This window comes from Clavibacter michiganensis (assembly GCF_016907085.1).
GTDB classification, from domain to species: Bacteria; Actinomycetota; Actinomycetes; order Actinomycetales; family Microbacteriaceae; genus Clavibacter; species Clavibacter michiganensis_O.
This window is the reverse complement of the sequence record NZ_JAFBBJ010000001.1, coordinates 2,469,744-2,485,211: the sequence shown is the minus strand read 5'-3', so window position 1 is coordinate 2,485,211 and position 15,468 is coordinate 2,469,744. Positions and strand designations below refer to the sequence as shown.

The following is a 15,468-nucleotide window of genomic DNA, read 5'->3' as shown; positions in this document are numbered from 1 at the left end:
CCGGCCGCATCGGGCGAGCGCGCGTGCGGGCGCCGGATCACTTGACCGCGCCGCCCGTCGCGCCCGCCGCGATGAAGCGCTGCGCCGCGAGGAGAAGGACGATCGCCGGCAGCGACGCGAGCACGGCCGTCGCCATCACCGTGCTCCAGTCGGCGGTGTAGGTGCCGATGTACTGGTAGATCCCGAGCGTGATGGGGCGCACGTCGTCGGTCGTCGTGAGCGTCAGCGCGAACAGGAAGTCGCTCCAGGTGAAGAGGAACGTGAAGAGCCCGGCCGTGATCACGGCGTTGAGGCTCACGGGCAGGACGATCGAGCGGAAGGCCCGGAAGTTCCCGGCGCCGTCCACCTTCGCGGCCTCGATGATCGACGGCGGGATGCCCGCCATGAACGCCCGCATGATGAGGATCGCGAACGGGATGCCGGCCGTGGAGTCCGCGAGGATCAGGCCCGGGATCGAGTTCAGCAGCCCCACGTCGTTGTACGCGGCGTAGAGCGCGTTCGCGACGACGATGCCGGGGATCATCTGCGAGATGAGGATCCCGAACAGCACCAGGTTGATCCACTTGAACTTGAACTGCGCGAGCGCGTACGCCGCCGGGGTCGCGATGGCGAGGCTGAGCACGACGCTGCCGAGCGCGATCACGAGGCTCGTGCCGAGCGCCTGGCCCTGCTCCGAGAGCGCGGTCGCGTAGCCCTGGAACTGCGCCTCGAACGGGAACCACGCCGCCTCGATCGCCGGACCCGCGGGCTGCAGGGAGATGTTGACCATCCAGTAGACGGGGAACAGCATCACGGCGAGGATCGCGATCCCGACGACCGTGCCGATCCAGCTGCGGTCGGCGCGCGGTCGGCGGGAGCCCGACGGCACCCGGCGGGCCGGGGCGGGGACGGGGACGAGGCGCTCGGCGGTGTCAGTCATCGACGGCCTTCCTGTTGGCGCGGAGGTAGACCACCGCGAACACCGCCGAGATGACGATGAGGATGTTGCTGAGGGCGGCGCCCGACCCGAAGTCGAACTGCTGGAACGAGAGCGTGTACGACTGCGTCGCGATGGTCTGCGTCGAGTTCGCGGGCCCGCCGTTCGTGAGGCCGAGGATGATGTCGAGCACCTTGATCGTGTAGACGACGCCGAGCACGAGCACGACGCCCACCACGGGTCGCAGCAGCGGCCAGGTGATGTGCCGGAAGCCGCGCCAGCCGGTGGCCCCGTCGAGGGATCCGGCCTCGTACAGCTCCGGCGGGATGTCCTGCAGGCCGCCGTAGAGGATGGTCGTGTTGAACGGGATCCCGATCCACACGTTCACCGCGATCACCGTGATGAGCGCGAACGCCGGGCTCGTGAGCCACGGCACCGGATCCTGCACCACGCCCGTGCCCAGCAGGAACTGGTTGAGCACGCCCGAGTCCTGGTCGAGGATCCACTTCCACACCGCGCTCGAGACGATGAGCGGCAGCAGCCACGGCAGGAGCAGCAGCGCGCGCAGCAGGCCGTTGAGCGGGAAGGACCGGCGGAAGAACAGCGCCAGCACGAGCCCGATGACGAACTGGCCGAGGATCGAGCCGATCGTGAACAGGAACGTGTTGAGCAGGGCCGTCGAGAAGATCCCCGACGAGAGCACCGACGCGTAGTTCGCGAACCCGACCCACGGCGCCTCTCCCGTGTAGAAGGTGGTCGTCGTGTACTCCTGGAAGCTCATGACGATGTTCTTCACGACCGGGTAGCCGAAGAAGAGCACGAGGTACACGACCGCCGGCACCAGGAACATCACCTGGAAGAAGCGCTCCCACCGGAAGCGGGGACGGCGGCGCACGGGACCGCGTGCGACGGCGGCGTCCCCGGCGCCCCGGGCCCGCCCGGGAGCCTGCGCGACCGGGCGCGCGGGGACGGCGGTCGTCGCCATCAGCCCTGCTCGGCGTTCTTCAGCGCGTCCTCCGGCGAGGCCTGCCCGGTGAGCGCCGACTGCACGGCCGTGTAGATCTTCGTGGCGGCCTTCGGCCAGTCGGCACCGAGCTCGCCGGTGCGGGCGCGGGCGTCGGCGACGAGGTCGACGAACACCTGCTCGGTGGGCACCTGCTGGCCGAACTGGGTGGCGACGGCGGTCTTCGACGGGATCGTGTAGCGCTTGGTGGCCATGTCGAGCTGGTTCTCGTCGGAGTTGAGGCACTCGACGACCTTCGCGGCCGTGGCCTGCTTCGCCTTGTCGCCCGTCTGCGGCACGGTCCACACCTCGCCGCCGAGCGGGGCGACGGCGGTGCCGCCGGCCTCGGGCGCGGGGAGCTTCGCGATGCCGTAGTCGACGCCCGACTCGGTGAGCGCGGGGATCTGCCACGGGCCGTTGATCATCATCGCCGTCTTGCCGGCCATGAACTGGTCGTTGACGTCGGACTGGGTCCAGTTGACGACGCTCTGCGAGGCCGAGCCGTCCTTCACGAGGTCGGTCCAGAGCTGCAGCGCCTCCGCGGTCTCGGGGGTGGCGATGTCCTTCTCGTCGCCGCCGTTCGACCACATGAAGGGCAGGAACTGCCAGGTGCCCTCGTAGGTGGCGTTGGCGTCCATCGCGATGCCGTATCGGTCGCCGTCCTTGAGCGCGGCGGCCGCGGTCTTGAGCTCGTCCCACGTGGTGGGCGGCTGGATCCCCTTGTCGGCCAGCATCTGCTCGTTGTAGAAGAGCGCGATCGTGTTGACGGTGGGCGCGAGGCCGTACGTCTTGCCCTCGTAGGTGCCCGCGTCCACGACGCCCTTCGCGTAGCCGTCGGTCGAGATGCCGAAGTCCTCGAGCGGGGCGAGCGCGCCCGTCGCGGCGATCTGCTGCAGGTCGGGGTTGTCGAGCATGAGCACGTCGGGCAGCGTCCGCGACGACGCCTGCTGGAGCACCTTCTGGATGAGGCTCGAGCCCGGGATCGACGTGCGCTTGATGGTGACGCCGAGGGACTCGCCGCACTTCGTGAGGGTGTCGCCGATGACGGTGTTGTCGTTGCCCTCGTTGTAGTAGTCGGTGACGTTGACCGTCGTGGGATCCCCGCCGGACGAGGATCCTCCCCCGCCGCCGGAGCAGCCGGCGAGAACGAGGGGGACGGTGGCCGCGACGGCGGCGGCGCCGAGGAGTCGGCGGCGGCGGGCGGTGGATCGAGGGGACATCGCGTGGTCTCTTCCTTGAGGTGGCGGTCGGTCCGGGGCTCGACGACACCGTGATCCGCCAGCTCCGCACGCATCCGGGAGGCGTCGTCGCGCACCCGATGGCGGCGACGCTAACACCGGATCGGGGGTTGTGTAAAGCGGTTAACCAGAAACCTTTCGCATACCGCGCCGCCCGTCCCCTCGGGCGGGCGGCGCGGGATGGCGCGCGACCCGCGTCAGCCGCGCATCGACGGGAAGGGCGCGGGCGGCGGCGTGGTCGGCACCCACACCGCCTTCTGCTGCGTGTATTCGTCGAGCACGCCCGGGCCCGACGAGCGGCCGTGGCCGGACTCGCCGAAGCCGCCGAACGGCACGGCGACGTGGATCGTCTTGTACGCGTTGATCCAGAACGTGCCGGCGTCGACGGCCGCTGCCACGCGGTGCGCGCGCGAGACGTCGGAGGTCCAGACCGCGCCCGCGAGCCCGAAGCCCGTGGCGTTCGCGCGCGCGACCACCTCCTCCTCCGTGTCGAAGACGGAGACGCCGAGGACGGGGCCGAACACCTCGGTGGTCTCGAGGCGGTGGCCGGGTTCGACGCCGTCGAGGATCGTCGGCATGATCCAGCTGCCGGCGGCGAGGGCGCCGTCGGCGAGCGCGGCCGACGGGGTCGCGCCGGAGAGGCGGCGCGCGCCGTCCTCCTGGCCCGCCTGGATGAGCGCGTGGATGGTCGCGACCTGGCGGCGCGAGATGATCGGGCCGATCTCGGTCTCGGGGTCGAGCGGGTCGCCGAGCCGGAGCGCCTCGACGTGGGCGACGATGCGGGCCACGAGCTCGTCGTGCACGCCGCGCTCGACGAGCAGGCGGGATCCGGCGACGCACGACTGCCCGGCGCCCGAGAAGACGGCGCTCACGGCGCCGCGCGCGGCCTGGTCGAGGTCCGCGTCGGCGAAGACGACGTTGGCGCTCTTGCCGCCGAGCTCGAGCACGACGGGGATGCCGGCGCCGGCCGCCGCCTGCGCGACCGTGCGGCCGACGGGCACGGATCCGATGAAGCTCAGCTTGCCCACGCGCCGGTCGGTGCTCAGCGCGGCGCCGACCGTGGTGCCCGCGCCGACCGCGACGGACAGCACGCCGGCGGGCAGGCCCGCCTCCTCGGCGAGCTGCGCCAGGCGGATCGTGCTGAGCGGCGTGTACTCGCTGGGCTTCAGGACCACGGCGTTGCCCGCGGCGAGCGGCGCGGAGGAGTTCCAGCCGGCCGTGAACAGCGGCGAGTTCCACGGCGTGACCGCGACCACCACGCCCCACGGCACGCGCGTCGTGTACGTGAGCCAGTCGCCGGGGACGGGGATGGTCTGGCCGGTGACCTTGTCGGCCCAGCCGGCGTAGTAGCCGAACATCTGCGCCACACGGCCGGCCTCGACGCGGGCGTCGCGGAGCGGCTTGCCGGTCGTCACCGTCTCGAGCACGGCGAGCTCCTCCTGGTGCTCGCCGATCACGCGGGCGACGTCGCGGAGGATCGCGGCGCGGTCGTAGGGGTCCATCGCGCCCCACGTGCGCGCGCCGCGGACGGCGGCGGCGAGGGCGGTCTCGGCGCCCTCGGCGCCCGGATCCGCGTAGCTCGTGACGAGCTCACCCGTCGCGGCGTCGACGAGGTCGATCGCGGGGCCGGATCCCGGGTGCACGCGACCGTCGGCCCACGTGCCGATGCCGTCGGGGAACGCGTGGGCGATGAGATCCCGGGCGCGCTCGGCGGGGTGCGCGGCGCGGTCGATGGCCTCGAGGAGCGGCGTGCGGGAGGTCGGGGCGGTGGCGGTCATGATGCGGTGTCGTCCTTCCGGGCGGGGAGCTGCGCGGGATCCAGGGCGGTGGTCGCCGTGGTGAAGGTGGAGGTGGCGGCGACGAAGTCGGCCTGCGGGCCGAGGGCCGCGAGCGCCTGCTGCCAGCGCGCGTCGGTCTCGGCGAAGAGCCCCGGGGTCGCGCCGGTCGCGCGGGCGACGTCGTGCGCGAGCGCCACGTCGCGGGCCATGAGGCCGAGCGCGAAGCCCGAGCCGAAGCGCCCGCTGAGGATCTGGTCGGGGAACATCCGCTGGCTAGCCGTGCTGGCGCCCGTGGCGGTGTTGAGCGCGGCGACCGCGGTGTCGAGGTCGATCCCGTGGGCCGCCGCGACGTCCATCGCCTCGGCGACCGCGAGCAGGTTGACCGAGACGAGCATGTTGTTGAGGAGCTTGACGACGTTCCCGGATCCGGCGGGGCCGACGTGGCGCCAGCCGCCGGAGGTGAGGGCCTCGAGCACGGGGCGGGCCGCGTCGACGGCCTCCGCGGATCCGCCGACGAAGGACGCCAGCGTGCCCGCGGCCGCGCCCGTGTTGCCGCCGGAGACCGGGGCGTCGACGAAGGCGGCGCCGTGCGCGGCGGCGAGCTCCGCCATCGCGGCGCTCGTCGCGGGCTCGGACGTGGTGGTGTCGACGATCGCCACGGTGCCGGGGGCGGCGAGGAGCGCGGGCACGGTCGCCTCGACCACGCGCGCGGACGGCAGCGAGAGCACGACGTACGGGATCCCGGCGAGCGCGGACACGTCGGCGACCGTCGCGAGGCCGCGCGCCTCCGAAGCCGCGCGCGCCGCCGCGGACGGGTCGCAGCCGACGACGTCCCAGCCGCGGCCGGCGAGGGACGCCGCCATGGCGCCGCCCATGGATCCGAGGCCGACGACGCCGATGCGCCGCGGAGTGGTGGGGTCGAGCGGGTCGGTGGGGGTCATGGGTCCTTCCGGTGCCGCGCGGGGCGGCGGATCGAGGCGGGCGGTGGAGGCGGGCGAATGCGGGCGGCCGCGTCAGCCGGTGAAGGTGCCGAGCTGCTGCCACAGCTCCTGCGTGCGGCGGAGCGCGGCGCGGCTGCGCTCGGGGTGCGCCGCCTCCATCCCGCTGAGCAGGCCGTAGACGACCGACGTGGTGGCGGTCGTGGACTGGAGGAACGAGACGCCCTCGCTGGGGACGACGAGCACGTGGTCGGCGCTGGCGGCCAGGCGGCCGCGGCGCATGTCGGTGATGGCGACCACGGTCGTGCCCGCCGCGTGGGCCGCGGATGCGGCGGCGAGCACGTCGCGCATCGGCCGCCACAGGCTCACGACCACGAGCACGTCGTCCGCGCCGAGCGTGGTCATCGCGGCCGCGAGGTGCGCGCCGCCGCGGCCCTCGAAGGCGATCGGGTAGCCCATCACGGATCCGAGGTGCGCCAGGATCGACGCCGGCGCGCCGAACGAGCCCATGCCGACCACGAGGATCCGCCCGGCCGACGCGAGCGCCTGGATGGCCGCGTCGCCCTCCTCCGGGTCGATGGACTCGAGCGCCCGGCCGAGGTTCGCGACGTCGCGCTGGATGGACGCGTGCACCGCGCCCGACGCCGGGGCCGGATGCTCGCGCAGGGTCTCCTCGGACGTGAGCGTCGCGAGGTACCGCATCCGCAGCTCCTGCTGCAGCTCGGGCCAGCCGCGGAAGCCGAGCGCCTGCGCGAACCGCACCACCGTGCTGGCGTTCACCTCGGCGCGCTGCGCGATCTCGGCGATCTCCGAGTACGACGCGAGCTGCTGGTTCTCGAGCAGCACGCGGGCGACACGGGCGTGCGAGGGCGTGTGCCCCTTCGTCGGCTCGAGCTCGTCGAGCCAGTCGGCGAGCGGATCCGCCGCGCTCACGACCAGAACCCGAGCGCGAACTCCGCGATGACGGCCGAGAGCAGGAACGACGCCGTGATGGCGACGAGCCCGACCGGCACGATGCGCCAGCCGACGGTCTTGAGGAGCGCCGCGTCCTTGCCGAGGCTGAGGCCCGCGAACGTGAGTGTCGCGCACGCGATGGAGAGGAAGTCGATGGACGTGACGACGGAGGTCAGCTCCGCGCCGATCGGCGAGTACGGGCTGGAGGCGAGCGCGCCGATCGTCGTGACGAACACGATCGCGGACACCTTGCGCGTGATCCGGGCGAGCAGCTGGCTGACGAGCAGGAGGGCGATGAGGATCGCGTAGCCGCCGACGATGGACCAGCTCACGCCGCCCGCGAAGATCGACGCGGTGCCGATGCCCACGACCGCGAGGACGGCGATCGCGACCCACGGCCGGATGTCCACGGGCGCCGCCGCCTCGGCCACGCGCTCGCGGAAGACGCGGTTCGACTCCTCCGTCTCCGCGGAGACCGCCACCGGACCGGACGCCGCCTCCGCGGCCGCCTGCTTCCGCGTCAGGAACCGGTAGAACCGGTCGGCGAGCGGCAGCGCCACGTAGATGCCGACGTACACGCCGAGGACAGTGGTGATCAGGTTCGAGACCGCGGCGATGCCGAGGATCGCGTCCTGCTGGCCCGGGTACGCGGCGATGATGCTGGCGGTCGACGCAGCCATCATCGACCCGGATCCGACGCCCGCGCCCATCGCGAGCGCCAGCGGGTCGAAGACGTCGGCCGACGCCACGAGCGAGGTCAGCAGGGTGATGTAGACCGCGCCGAAGAGCGTGCCGAACACGTACATGGCGAGCACGCCGCGGTACTGGTCGGAGTCGGGCCCGTACTTCTCGCTCACCATCGCGAACGCCGGCTCGCGGTCGAGCGAGAAGGTCGCGCCGATGGTGGCCTTGCCCATCCGCAGCAGCACGGCGAGCGGCAGGGCGAGCGCGACCGTGCCGAGCAGGTGCCCGATCTCCTGGAGCAGGAGCGCGGGTCCGGCCTGCAGCAGCGTCGGGATGTTCGGCCCGATGTTGAACGCGAGCCGCGCCACGAGGAACAGCACGGCGACGCCCACGAACGCGTTCGCGATCCGCTGGAAGTCGAGGCCGACCCGCCGGATCCGCTGGAACGACAGCGCGGCGGCGATGAGGAGGCCCCACACCATCGGGAAGAACACGATGGAGGCGGATCCGAGCGGCAGGGTGCGCGACCCGATGACCTGCGCGACGAGCGCGATCACGAGCGCCGCCGCCGCCACGGGCGCGACCCCCCGCAGGCCGACGACGGACCTCGTCCTCTCTCCGACGGTCGTGGTCATGTGCGGTCCCTTCGCGAGGTGCTGAGCGGGTGGTCGAGCGATGCGGATCGGCGTCTGCAATCGGGGTCGCGGAGCGCGGATCCTGCAATCGCCATTGCACACGAGGCTAGGGAGCCCCCGTTTCCGCGGCGATGCGCGCGTGTTGCGGCCGTGTGAACACGGCCCGCGGGCGGCCGGGCACGCGAGCGGGTCTGGACGCGCGGTCGTGCGGCGCGGATCATGGCGTCCACACCCGAGCTCGAGGAGGAGCGCGTGCGACGACTCACCGCAGGCCTGTTCACGTCCGTCGACGGCGTCGTGGAGTCGCCGAACCTGTTCCAGTTCGACTCGTTCGACCCCGAGCTCGGCGCGGGCCTCGGCCGCATGATCTCCTCGGTCACCACCGCCGTGATGGGCCGCCGCGGCTACGAGGACTGGTCGGCGCACTGGCCGGCCGCATCCGCGGACGACCCGTTCGCCGCGTTCGTCAACCCGCTCGAGAAGCTCGTCGCCACACGCACCCTCACGGGCGACCTGGGGTGGAACGCCTCGCGGATCGAGGGCGACGCGCTCGAGGCGATCGCCCGGCTGAAGGAGACGGAGGGCGGCGAGATCGCCGTGCTGTCGAGCATCTCGCTGACGCGCGCGCTGCTGTTCGCGGGGCTGCTCGACGAGCTGACCCTGATGATCCACCCGGTCATCGCGGGCGCCGGCCGCCGCCTGTTCGAGCCCGGCGACCCGACCACGCGGCTGGAGCTGCGCCGCTCCGAGATCACGAGCGCGGGCAACGCGGTGCTCACCTACGCGCTCCGCGACGGAGGCTGAGTCGCTCGCGACGCCGGCCCGGACGCGCCGACGCCCCCGATGCGGCATCGGGGGCGTCGGGCTGGCTCGGTGGGCGGCTAGCGCAGGGTCCACTTGGGCGAGCGGATCGGGTACACGATCCAGTGCGTGAACCGCGTGTCGACCGTGCCCGTCGTCCAGCGGTAGTTCGCGCCGCGCGAGCAGGCGAAGTCGCTGTAGGACGACACGGTGTAGCGCGCGTTCGCGAGCAGGTCGACGCCGATCTCCGTCCAGATGGGGAGGCCGGACTGCGGCAGGTCGACGCAGCGCGACCAGCCGGGTGCGCCGTTCCCGGGGTTCGGCCCCCGCACGAGGATCGACACGACGACGTCGCCGTACCGCTGCATGTGCGCGGAGAAGCGCACGGTCTGCCGGCGCACGTAGGCGTCGGATGCGGCGACCGGGTCGCCGACGGGGGCGACCGCGGTGGTCGTCGAGGACGCCGGGGCGGCGGAGGCGGGTGCCGTGCCGACGCCGACGAGGGCGGAGCCCGCGATGGCGAGGGCGGCGAGGGCCACGCGGGTGCGGCGCGGACGGGGAGCGGTGGTGCGAGCGTGCACGGGGTTCTCCGATCGGGTGGGGGATGCAGGCGGCGACCCGCGGGACGACGGTAGGACCGGGACCGGAGGCGGATCGGTACGTCAGACGAACGTCTGGTGAAGAGTCCCGCGCCGCGCGGGATCGGGCGGGTCAGCCCTCCGGGAACGAGAACAGCACCTGCGCGATGCGGCGCGTGAGGTCGACCGGATCCTCGCCCGCGTAGCTGCGCTCGAGCGCGCCGGACGCGTGCAGCATCACGAGCCCGTGCACGAGCGCGAACGCGGCGAGCGGGGAATCCGGCGTGCGCGGCTCGACCGTGGCGACGCCCGCGAGCAGCACCTGGTCGGTCGCGGCGCGCGCGGCGACGAGCGCGGGATCCGCCGGGTCGATGCGCGACGGGTCGAACATCACGGCGTAGTGCCCGCGGCCGGGTCCGGTCGCGAAGCGCACGTACGCCTCGGCGGCGGCGAGGAAGTCGGGCGCCTGGCGGAGGACGTCGCCGAGCTGGCGGAAGCCCTCGGACGCGAGCGCCGTCATGAGGCCGCGGCGGTCGCGGAAGTGGTGCGCGGGCGCCGCGTGCGAGACGCCGACGCGGCGGGCGAGCTCGCGGAGGGTCACCGCGTCCGGCCCGTCGGCGGCGACGATCTCGGCGGCCTCGCGGAGCAGGGCGGAGCGGAGATCGCCGTGGTGGTAGGCCATGCGATCACGGTACGCGCACGTCGACTTTGACAAGACCGGCCCGCCCCGGCAAGATCTTGACGCCGTCAAGATGCTGGAGACCCATGATCCCGTTCGTCGCCCTGATCGTCGTCGCCCTCGAGGCGCGGCTCGTGGGGATCGCCGTCCCCGTGCCCTACCTGGACGGATGGCCGGCCTCCGTCGCGGTGGGCCTCGCGGCGGCGTTCGCGCTCGGCGCCAGCGCCCACTTCCGGGAACCGCGTCGGTCCGGGCTCGTGTCGATCGTGCCGCCGTCGCTGCCGCGGCCGGAGCTCATCGTCACCGTCACGGGCGTGCTCGAGATCGCGGGAGCGGTCGGGCTGCTTATCCCCGCCCTCCGCATCCCCGCCGCGATCGGCCTGGCGATCCTCCTCGTCTCCGTCTTCCCGGCGAACGTGCGCGCGGCCCGCGGCTGCCACCACCCCGACGCCCCGACGACGCCCCTGCCGCTGCGGACGATCGCGCAGGTCGGCTTCCTCGCGGCGTGCGTCGTCGCGATGGGGTGAGCGCGCGGGGCGCGCGGCCTGACGTGTCGCGCTAGCGCGGCGCCCCGACCGGCGGCAGCAGCCCCTGCTCCGCGGCGGCCGCGCGGGCGATCAGGAGGGTCGGGTCCTCGATGCCGCCCGCGGCGATGAGCGCGTCGAGCTCCGCGACCGGCATGCGGACGAGGCGCACCTGCTCGGACGGGTCGGAGCGATCGGCGACGCCCGCGGTGGTCGGGGTCGTGCAGGCGAAGACGTGCACGAGCCAGGATGCGCGGCCGGGGTTGACGGCGTAGGTGCGCAGCGGCACGAGGCCGGGCGCGACCAGGCCGAGCTCCTCCTCGAGCTCGCGGCGGGCGGCGTCGGCGGGCTGCTCGGAGGCGTCGCCGGCGCCGCCGGGGAGGTCGAGGATCCAGCGCCCGAGCGGGTGCCGGTACTGGCGCGACAGGATCACGGCGTCGCCGTCGATCACGAGGGTCGCGACCGCGAAGGGCACGCTCTCGTCGACCTCGTAGCGCGACGCGGATCCGTCGGGCAGCTGCACGTCGTGCTCGACGAGGACGACGCGGCCGCGGTGGAGGTCGCGGCGGCCGGTCGTGGTCCAGACGAGCTCCGGGTCGGGCTGGGTCTCCGCGCTGCTCATCCGCCGAGCCTAGGCGGGCACGTCCGCAGCCGCCCCCAGCGCCCGCGACCACGCGACCTCGCGCGCCAGCTGGCCGCTCGCGCGGAACGCGACGACCTGGCGGGCCTCAGGCAGCGCGGCGGCGAGCGCGTCGCGGTCCGCCTCCTGGAAGCCGAGGCCGCGTCAGAACGGACCCGACCTCCGCGAGAACAGCCAGGCGCGCTCCGCACCAGCGGCGGCCGCCTCGGCGAGCGCGTGCCGGGCGAGCGTCGAGCCGAGCCCCGCGGACCGCAGGGCGGGATCCACCGCGACGCTGCGGATCAGCGCGTACCGCCCGTCCGCGCTGAGCTCGAAGCCCGTGCTGCCGGTGATGCGGCCGTGGGCGTCGCGATGGATCCAGAGCCGCACACCCGGGTCGTCGAGCCCGGTGACCGTGAGGTCGGCCGCGGCGAGGAACGCCTGCAGCGCCGGGACGTCCGCGGCGGCGACGGACGCCAGGGCCGTCACAGCGCCTGGCCCACCGCGATCCCCAGGCCGGCCGCCGCGACGCACACGACGAGCATCCCCACGCCGTTCGCGAGCGCGGCACCCACACGGCCCGCCTGCGCGAGCCGCACGGTCTCGAGGCTCGCGGTGCTGAAGGTCGTGTAGCCGCCCATCAGCCCGCCGCCGAGGATCAGGAGCAGGTCGTGCGGGAGGCCCGCCTGCGCAGCGGCACCCGTGAGGAGGCCGAGGCCGAGGGATCCCGTGACGTTGATGACGGTCGTGCCCCACGGGTACGCCGCGCCGAGGCGGCCGCGGATGACGCCGTCGAGCAGCAGGCGGAGGGCGGATCCGACGCCGCCGGCCACGCAGATGAGCGCGAACACCAGGGGCCCGGTCACGACGCCGCTCCCGTCGCGCGGCCGGCCGCCGTGCGGCGGTGGATCGCGGCGCCCGTGGCGATCCCGGCGACGGACGCCGCGGCGCCGACCACGAGCGAGAGCCCCGCGTACGCGAGCGCCGTGCCGAGCGCGGATCCGGTGAGCGACGCCGCGTCGGTCGCGAGCGAGCTGTAGGTGGTGAAGCCGCCGAGCACGCCCGTGCCGACCAGCAGGCGGATCGCGCGGCGCCGGCCCTCGTCGGGCCCGCGGCGGACGAGCGCCTCGAGCAGGGCGCCGAGCACGAAGGCGCCGACCACGTTGATGAGGAGGATCGTCACGGGGATGCCCCCGGCGGGCGCGGGCCAGGTGAGCGCGAGCGCCTCCCGGATCCCCGTTCCCACGGCGCCGCCGAGCGCGACGAGGCCGAGGGACGACCAGCGGAGGTGGACCGGGCGGCCCGGGTCGTCGTCGACCTCGATGTCGCTGTCGAGGGGCAGGCCGTCGAAGGGCGTGCCGTCGCCGGTCGCGCCGTCGTCGGGCTGCGGGTGGTCGGTCATGGGGTCTCCCATCTCGGATGGCATGGCGATGCCGAAGAGACAGGGACTGTCGTCGACGAGGATGTCGAGGTTCGGGTACGGCGAGCCCCACCGCCGTGCCTCCCGAGGGAGGCCCCTCCCGTGAGGAGACCGGACCATTGAACCACGGCCCGGGCTCGCCACGGCCGTGCGCCGCCGGTACCGTCGCACCATGAACGCGCACGGCATCGTCGCCCCGCCCCCGCCGCCCGAGGGACAGAAGGCGAAGGGTCCCGCCTCCTACTTCCCGAGCATCGAGTCGACCTACGGGCAGCCGGTCCAGCGCTGGATCGACCTCGCCGACGCCCGCCTCGACGTCGAGCCGCACATGCAGGTCGTCGCGTGGCTGAAGTCCGAGCACGGCCTCGGACACGGGCACGCCAACGCGGTCGTCGCGTTCGTGAAGGCGGCGCGCTCCGCGTGACGTCCCCCTCGGTCGCCGGGCGGCGCCCGTAGCCTGGCCTGATGCGCACCCGCCAGCTCGTCGTCGGCGTGCCGGCCGCGCTCCTCGCCGCGGTCGGCGCCGTGCTCCTCGCGAGCGAGGGGATCCACCGGCTCGCCAGCACCCGCGGCCTCGGCCGCGCGCCCGGCCGGCCCGACGGCGCCGTGGGCCGCGAGGCGGTCGTCGTCCTCGGCTTCGGCAACGCCGGCCCGCGCGCCAACCGGATCAACCGCTACCGCGTGCGGGCGGCCCTCCGCTCGATGGACCCGCGGGCCGACGCGACCGCGCTCGTCCTCTGCGGCGGATCCGTGATGGGCGACGAGCCCGAGGCCCGCATCCTCGCCCGCTTCGCCCGCGACGAGCTCGGCTACGGGGGCCGGGTCGTCCTCGAGGAGGCCAGCACGAGCACGCGCGAGAACGTGGCGAACGCGATCCCGCTGGTCGAGGACGCCGACACGATCCGCATCGTCTCCGACCCCGTGCACGCCGAGGAGGCGCGCGCCTACCTGCGCCACGCCCGCCCCGACCTCGCCGACCGCCTCGCGCGCGCCGACGACTACCGGTTCGGCGAGATGACGTGGATGAAGCCGCTCGCCATCGCCGTCGCCCTGCTGCGGCGCGCGCGGTCGGGCTAGGCCCGGCCCGTCCGCTCCTGCGCCCGCTGCTCCTCGGCCGCGAGCCGCCCGAGGAACCGCACGGACGCCTCCGACATCTCCGCCGGCACCCCGAGCGCTCCGAGGTGCTCGACCACCGACTCCATCTCGTGCCCGCGACGGACCGCGTGCTTGCGGCTGCCGGACTCGTACCGCTCGATCTTCGCGGCCACGTCGCCCGAGAGCTGGCCCGCGATCTGGTCGCGCACCCAGTCCTCGCATCCGGCCGCGCGCCCCGCGGTGACCGCCTCGACCACGACGGCCGCGAGGCTCTTCATCAGCACGCTGCGGAGGAGCTTGCGGCTGGTGGCCTCGCCCGCCGGCCCGTCGATCCGCTCCACCTCCGCGCCGAGGGAGACGAGGTACGCCTCGACGTCCCGGGCGGCGGATCCGCTGACGATCGTCTCGGTCTGCGCGCCCTTCGCGGGCACAGGCCCGAGGATCGCGACGTCGGCGAAGCGCGCGCCCGCGTCCTGGACGACCCGCTCCACGCGGGCCATCACCTGCGGGGACGCCGTCGTGAAGTCGGCGTAGACGGCGTCCGCGCCGAGGTGCGGCGCGGCGTCGGCCGCGATGCGCTCGCTCAGCGCCGCGCCCGTGAGCACGACCACGAGGTCGGCTCCCTCCACGGCCTCGGCGAGGGTCGCCGCGCGCGTGACGCCCTCCGGCGTGGTGGGCGCGGCCGGGTCGAAGCCCGACACGTCGTCGCCGTGGGCCGCGGCGGCGGCCGCGTAGATCGCGCCGGCTTCCCCGAGTCCGATGAACGCTGTCCTCATCGTGCGTCTCCTCCTCTGCCGGGCGCGCGTCGCGACCCGGCGTCTACCGCTCCACGGCCGCTGCCGCTCGGCGCAGTTCCGGCACGCGCGCCTCGAGGCGCGCGCGCGTGATGGTCTCGGACGGCCCCGAGGTCGAGATCGCCGCGACGACCTCCCCGGAGCGGTCGTGGATCGGGACGCTCACCGCGGCGACGCCCGTCTCCCGCTCGTCGATCGAGATGTGGAAGCCGTCCCGGCGCACCACCTCGAGCTGCGCGCGCAGATCGTCGGCCGAGACCGATGCCCCGCCGGCCGTGTCCGTGCTCCCGATCCGGGCGAGCACCCGCTCGCGCTCCTCCTCCGGGAACGCCGCGAGGATGTTCTTCCCCGCGCCCACGTGCAGCGGGAGCCGACGGCCGAGCGGCAGCTGGTACCGCAGCGGGTCCTCGCCGTCGACCCGCACCGTGAGGATCCGCTCCTCGCCGATCCGCACGTACAGCGACGCCGTCAGCCGCGTGCTGTCCGCGAGCTGCTGCAGCACCGGGCGCGCCGTCGAGCTCAGCCGGTCGGTCGTGAGGAAACCGTTCGCGATCCCGAGGGCCGCCGGGCCCACGCGGTACTCGCCGTGCTCGACCGTCACCCAGCCGCGGTTCTGCAGCGAGCCGAGGATCCGCAGCACGGTCGCGTTCTGCAGGCCGGATCCGCGGCTCAGCTCCACGAGCCGCAGCGGCCCGTCGCCGCGCTCGAGCAGCTCGAGCAGGTCCAGCGCCCGGTCGACGCTCCGGACGGTCGACGACGAGGTCTCCGCGGGGGTGGCGCGGCTGTCCGATGGGGTTTCTGGCATGTGCCCC

At 74.0% G+C, this 15,468-nt stretch carries 19 protein-coding genes; 4 read left to right on the top strand and 15 right to left on the bottom strand.

Annotated elements, in window-relative coordinates; genetic code table 11:
• Positions 1-37: 37 nt before the first annotated feature.
• The 7 genes from JOE38_RS11700 to JOE38_RS11670 all read right to left on the bottom strand — a co-directional run bounded on the left by JOE38_RS11700 (position 38) and on the right by JOE38_RS11670 (position 8,146).
• The gene (locus tag JOE38_RS11700; protein WP_204576443.1) at positions 38-919 is read right to left on the bottom strand and encodes a carbohydrate ABC transporter permease; all 882 of its coding nucleotides are present in this window, start codon (positions 917-919) and stop codon (positions 38-40) included.
• A complete protein-coding gene (locus JOE38_RS11695) occupies positions 912-1,901 on the bottom strand; it encodes a carbohydrate ABC transporter permease (protein ID WP_204576442.1) in 990 nt (329 codons plus the stop codon). The genes JOE38_RS11700 and JOE38_RS11695 overlap by 8 nt, the downstream gene beginning before the upstream one ends.
• Positions 1,901-3,139 carry a sugar ABC transporter substrate-binding protein gene (locus tag JOE38_RS11690; protein ID WP_204576441.1) on the bottom strand — a complete coding sequence of 413 codons (1,239 nt, stop codon included), beginning with the start codon at positions 3,137-3,139 and terminating at the stop codon, positions 1,901-1,903. Before JOE38_RS11690 ends, JOE38_RS11695 begins: the two co-directional genes overlap by 1 nt.
• A gap of 215 nt (positions 3,140-3,354) precedes the next feature.
• Entirely contained in the window at positions 3,355-4,935 is a 1,581-nt protein-coding gene (locus JOE38_RS11685) for an aldehyde dehydrogenase family protein (RefSeq protein ID WP_204576440.1), read from the bottom strand.
• Complete coding sequence (locus JOE38_RS11680) at positions 4,932-5,876, bottom strand: NAD(P)-dependent oxidoreductase (protein ID WP_204576439.1); 945 nt, start codon at positions 5,874-5,876, stop codon at positions 4,932-4,934. Before JOE38_RS11680 ends, JOE38_RS11685 begins: the two co-directional genes overlap by 4 nt.
• Before the next feature lie 72 nt (positions 5,877-5,948).
• Positions 5,949-6,806 (bottom strand): MurR/RpiR family transcriptional regulator, encoded by an 858-nt coding sequence (locus JOE38_RS11675; protein WP_204576438.1) that lies wholly within the window; start codon positions 6,804-6,806, stop codon positions 5,949-5,951.
• Positions 6,803-8,146, bottom strand: coding sequence for a DUF3100 domain-containing protein (locus tag JOE38_RS11670; protein ID WP_204576437.1), 1,344 nt, complete (start codon positions 8,144-8,146; stop codon positions 6,803-6,805). The genes JOE38_RS11675 and JOE38_RS11670 overlap by 4 nt, the downstream gene beginning before the upstream one ends.
• A gap of 219 nt (positions 8,147-8,365) precedes the next feature.
• Between JOE38_RS11670 and JOE38_RS11665 the strand changes: the two genes are divergently transcribed.
• Positions 8,366-8,950, top strand: a complete 585-nt coding sequence (locus JOE38_RS11665) for a dihydrofolate reductase family protein (RefSeq protein ID WP_204576436.1) — start codon at positions 8,366-8,368, stop codon at positions 8,948-8,950.
• Positions 8,951-9,027: 77 nt separating this feature from the next.
• Here the strand turns inward: JOE38_RS11665 and JOE38_RS11660 are convergent, their stop codons facing one another.
• Both JOE38_RS11660 and JOE38_RS11655 read right to left on the bottom strand, forming a co-directional pair.
• Positions 9,028-9,528: a hypothetical protein gene (locus JOE38_RS11660; protein WP_204576435.1), complete on the bottom strand. Its 501-nt coding sequence runs from the start codon at positions 9,526-9,528 to the stop codon at positions 9,028-9,030.
• 130 nt (positions 9,529-9,658) lie between these two features.
• On the bottom strand, positions 9,659-10,207 hold the full coding sequence (locus JOE38_RS11655) for a TetR/AcrR family transcriptional regulator (protein WP_204576434.1): 549 nt from the start codon (positions 10,205-10,207) through the stop codon (positions 9,659-9,661).
• A gap of 83 nt (positions 10,208-10,290) precedes the next feature.
• Here JOE38_RS11655 and JOE38_RS11650 point away from each other — a divergent pair, with 83 nt between their 5' ends.
• Entirely contained in the window at positions 10,291-10,731 is a 441-nt protein-coding gene (locus tag JOE38_RS11650) for a DoxX family protein (RefSeq protein ID WP_239544819.1), read from the top strand.
• A 31-nt stretch (positions 10,732-10,762) separates the two neighbouring features.
• On the opposite strand, the gene JOE38_RS11645 is transcribed toward JOE38_RS11650, so the two are convergent.
• The 4 genes from JOE38_RS11645 to JOE38_RS11630 form a co-directional block, all read right to left on the bottom strand.
• A complete protein-coding gene (locus JOE38_RS11645) occupies positions 10,763-11,350 on the bottom strand; it encodes an NUDIX hydrolase (RefSeq protein ID WP_204576433.1) in 588 nt (195 codons plus the stop codon).
• A 162-nt stretch (positions 11,351-11,512) separates the two neighbouring features.
• A complete protein-coding gene (locus tag JOE38_RS11640; protein WP_307838867.1) occupies positions 11,513-11,836 on the bottom strand; it encodes a GNAT family N-acetyltransferase in 324 nt (107 codons plus the stop codon).
• Complete coding sequence (locus tag JOE38_RS11635) at positions 11,833-12,213, bottom strand: fluoride efflux transporter FluC (protein ID WP_204576432.1); 381 nt, start codon at positions 12,211-12,213, stop codon at positions 11,833-11,835. Before JOE38_RS11635 ends, JOE38_RS11640 begins: the two co-directional genes overlap by 4 nt.
• Positions 12,210-12,749, bottom strand: coding sequence for a fluoride efflux transporter FluC (locus JOE38_RS11630; RefSeq protein WP_204576431.1), 540 nt, complete (start codon positions 12,747-12,749; stop codon positions 12,210-12,212). The genes JOE38_RS11635 and JOE38_RS11630 overlap by 4 nt, the downstream gene beginning before the upstream one ends.
• A gap of 190 nt (positions 12,750-12,939) precedes the next feature.
• Between JOE38_RS11630 and JOE38_RS11625 the strand changes: the two genes are divergently transcribed.
• Positions 12,940-13,191, top strand: coding sequence for a DUF4287 domain-containing protein (locus JOE38_RS11625; RefSeq protein WP_204576430.1), 252 nt, complete (start codon positions 12,940-12,942; stop codon positions 13,189-13,191).
• 41 nt (positions 13,192-13,232) lie between these two features.
• Positions 13,233-13,844 (top strand): YdcF family protein, encoded by a 612-nt coding sequence (locus tag JOE38_RS11620; protein WP_204576429.1) that lies wholly within the window; start codon positions 13,233-13,235, stop codon positions 13,842-13,844.
• Here the strand turns inward: JOE38_RS11620 and JOE38_RS11615 are convergent.
• Both JOE38_RS11615 and JOE38_RS11610 read right to left on the bottom strand, forming a co-directional pair.
• A complete protein-coding gene (locus tag JOE38_RS11615) occupies positions 13,841-14,638 on the bottom strand; it encodes an NAD(P)-dependent oxidoreductase (RefSeq protein WP_204576428.1) in 798 nt (265 codons plus the stop codon). The genes JOE38_RS11620 and JOE38_RS11615 overlap by 4 nt on opposite strands.
• Before the next feature lie 43 nt (positions 14,639-14,681).
• The gene (locus JOE38_RS11610; protein ID WP_204576427.1) at positions 14,682-15,461 is read right to left on the bottom strand and encodes an IclR family transcriptional regulator; all 780 of its coding nucleotides are present in this window, start codon (positions 15,459-15,461) and stop codon (positions 14,682-14,684) included.
• Positions 15,462-15,468 lie beyond the last annotated feature (7 nt).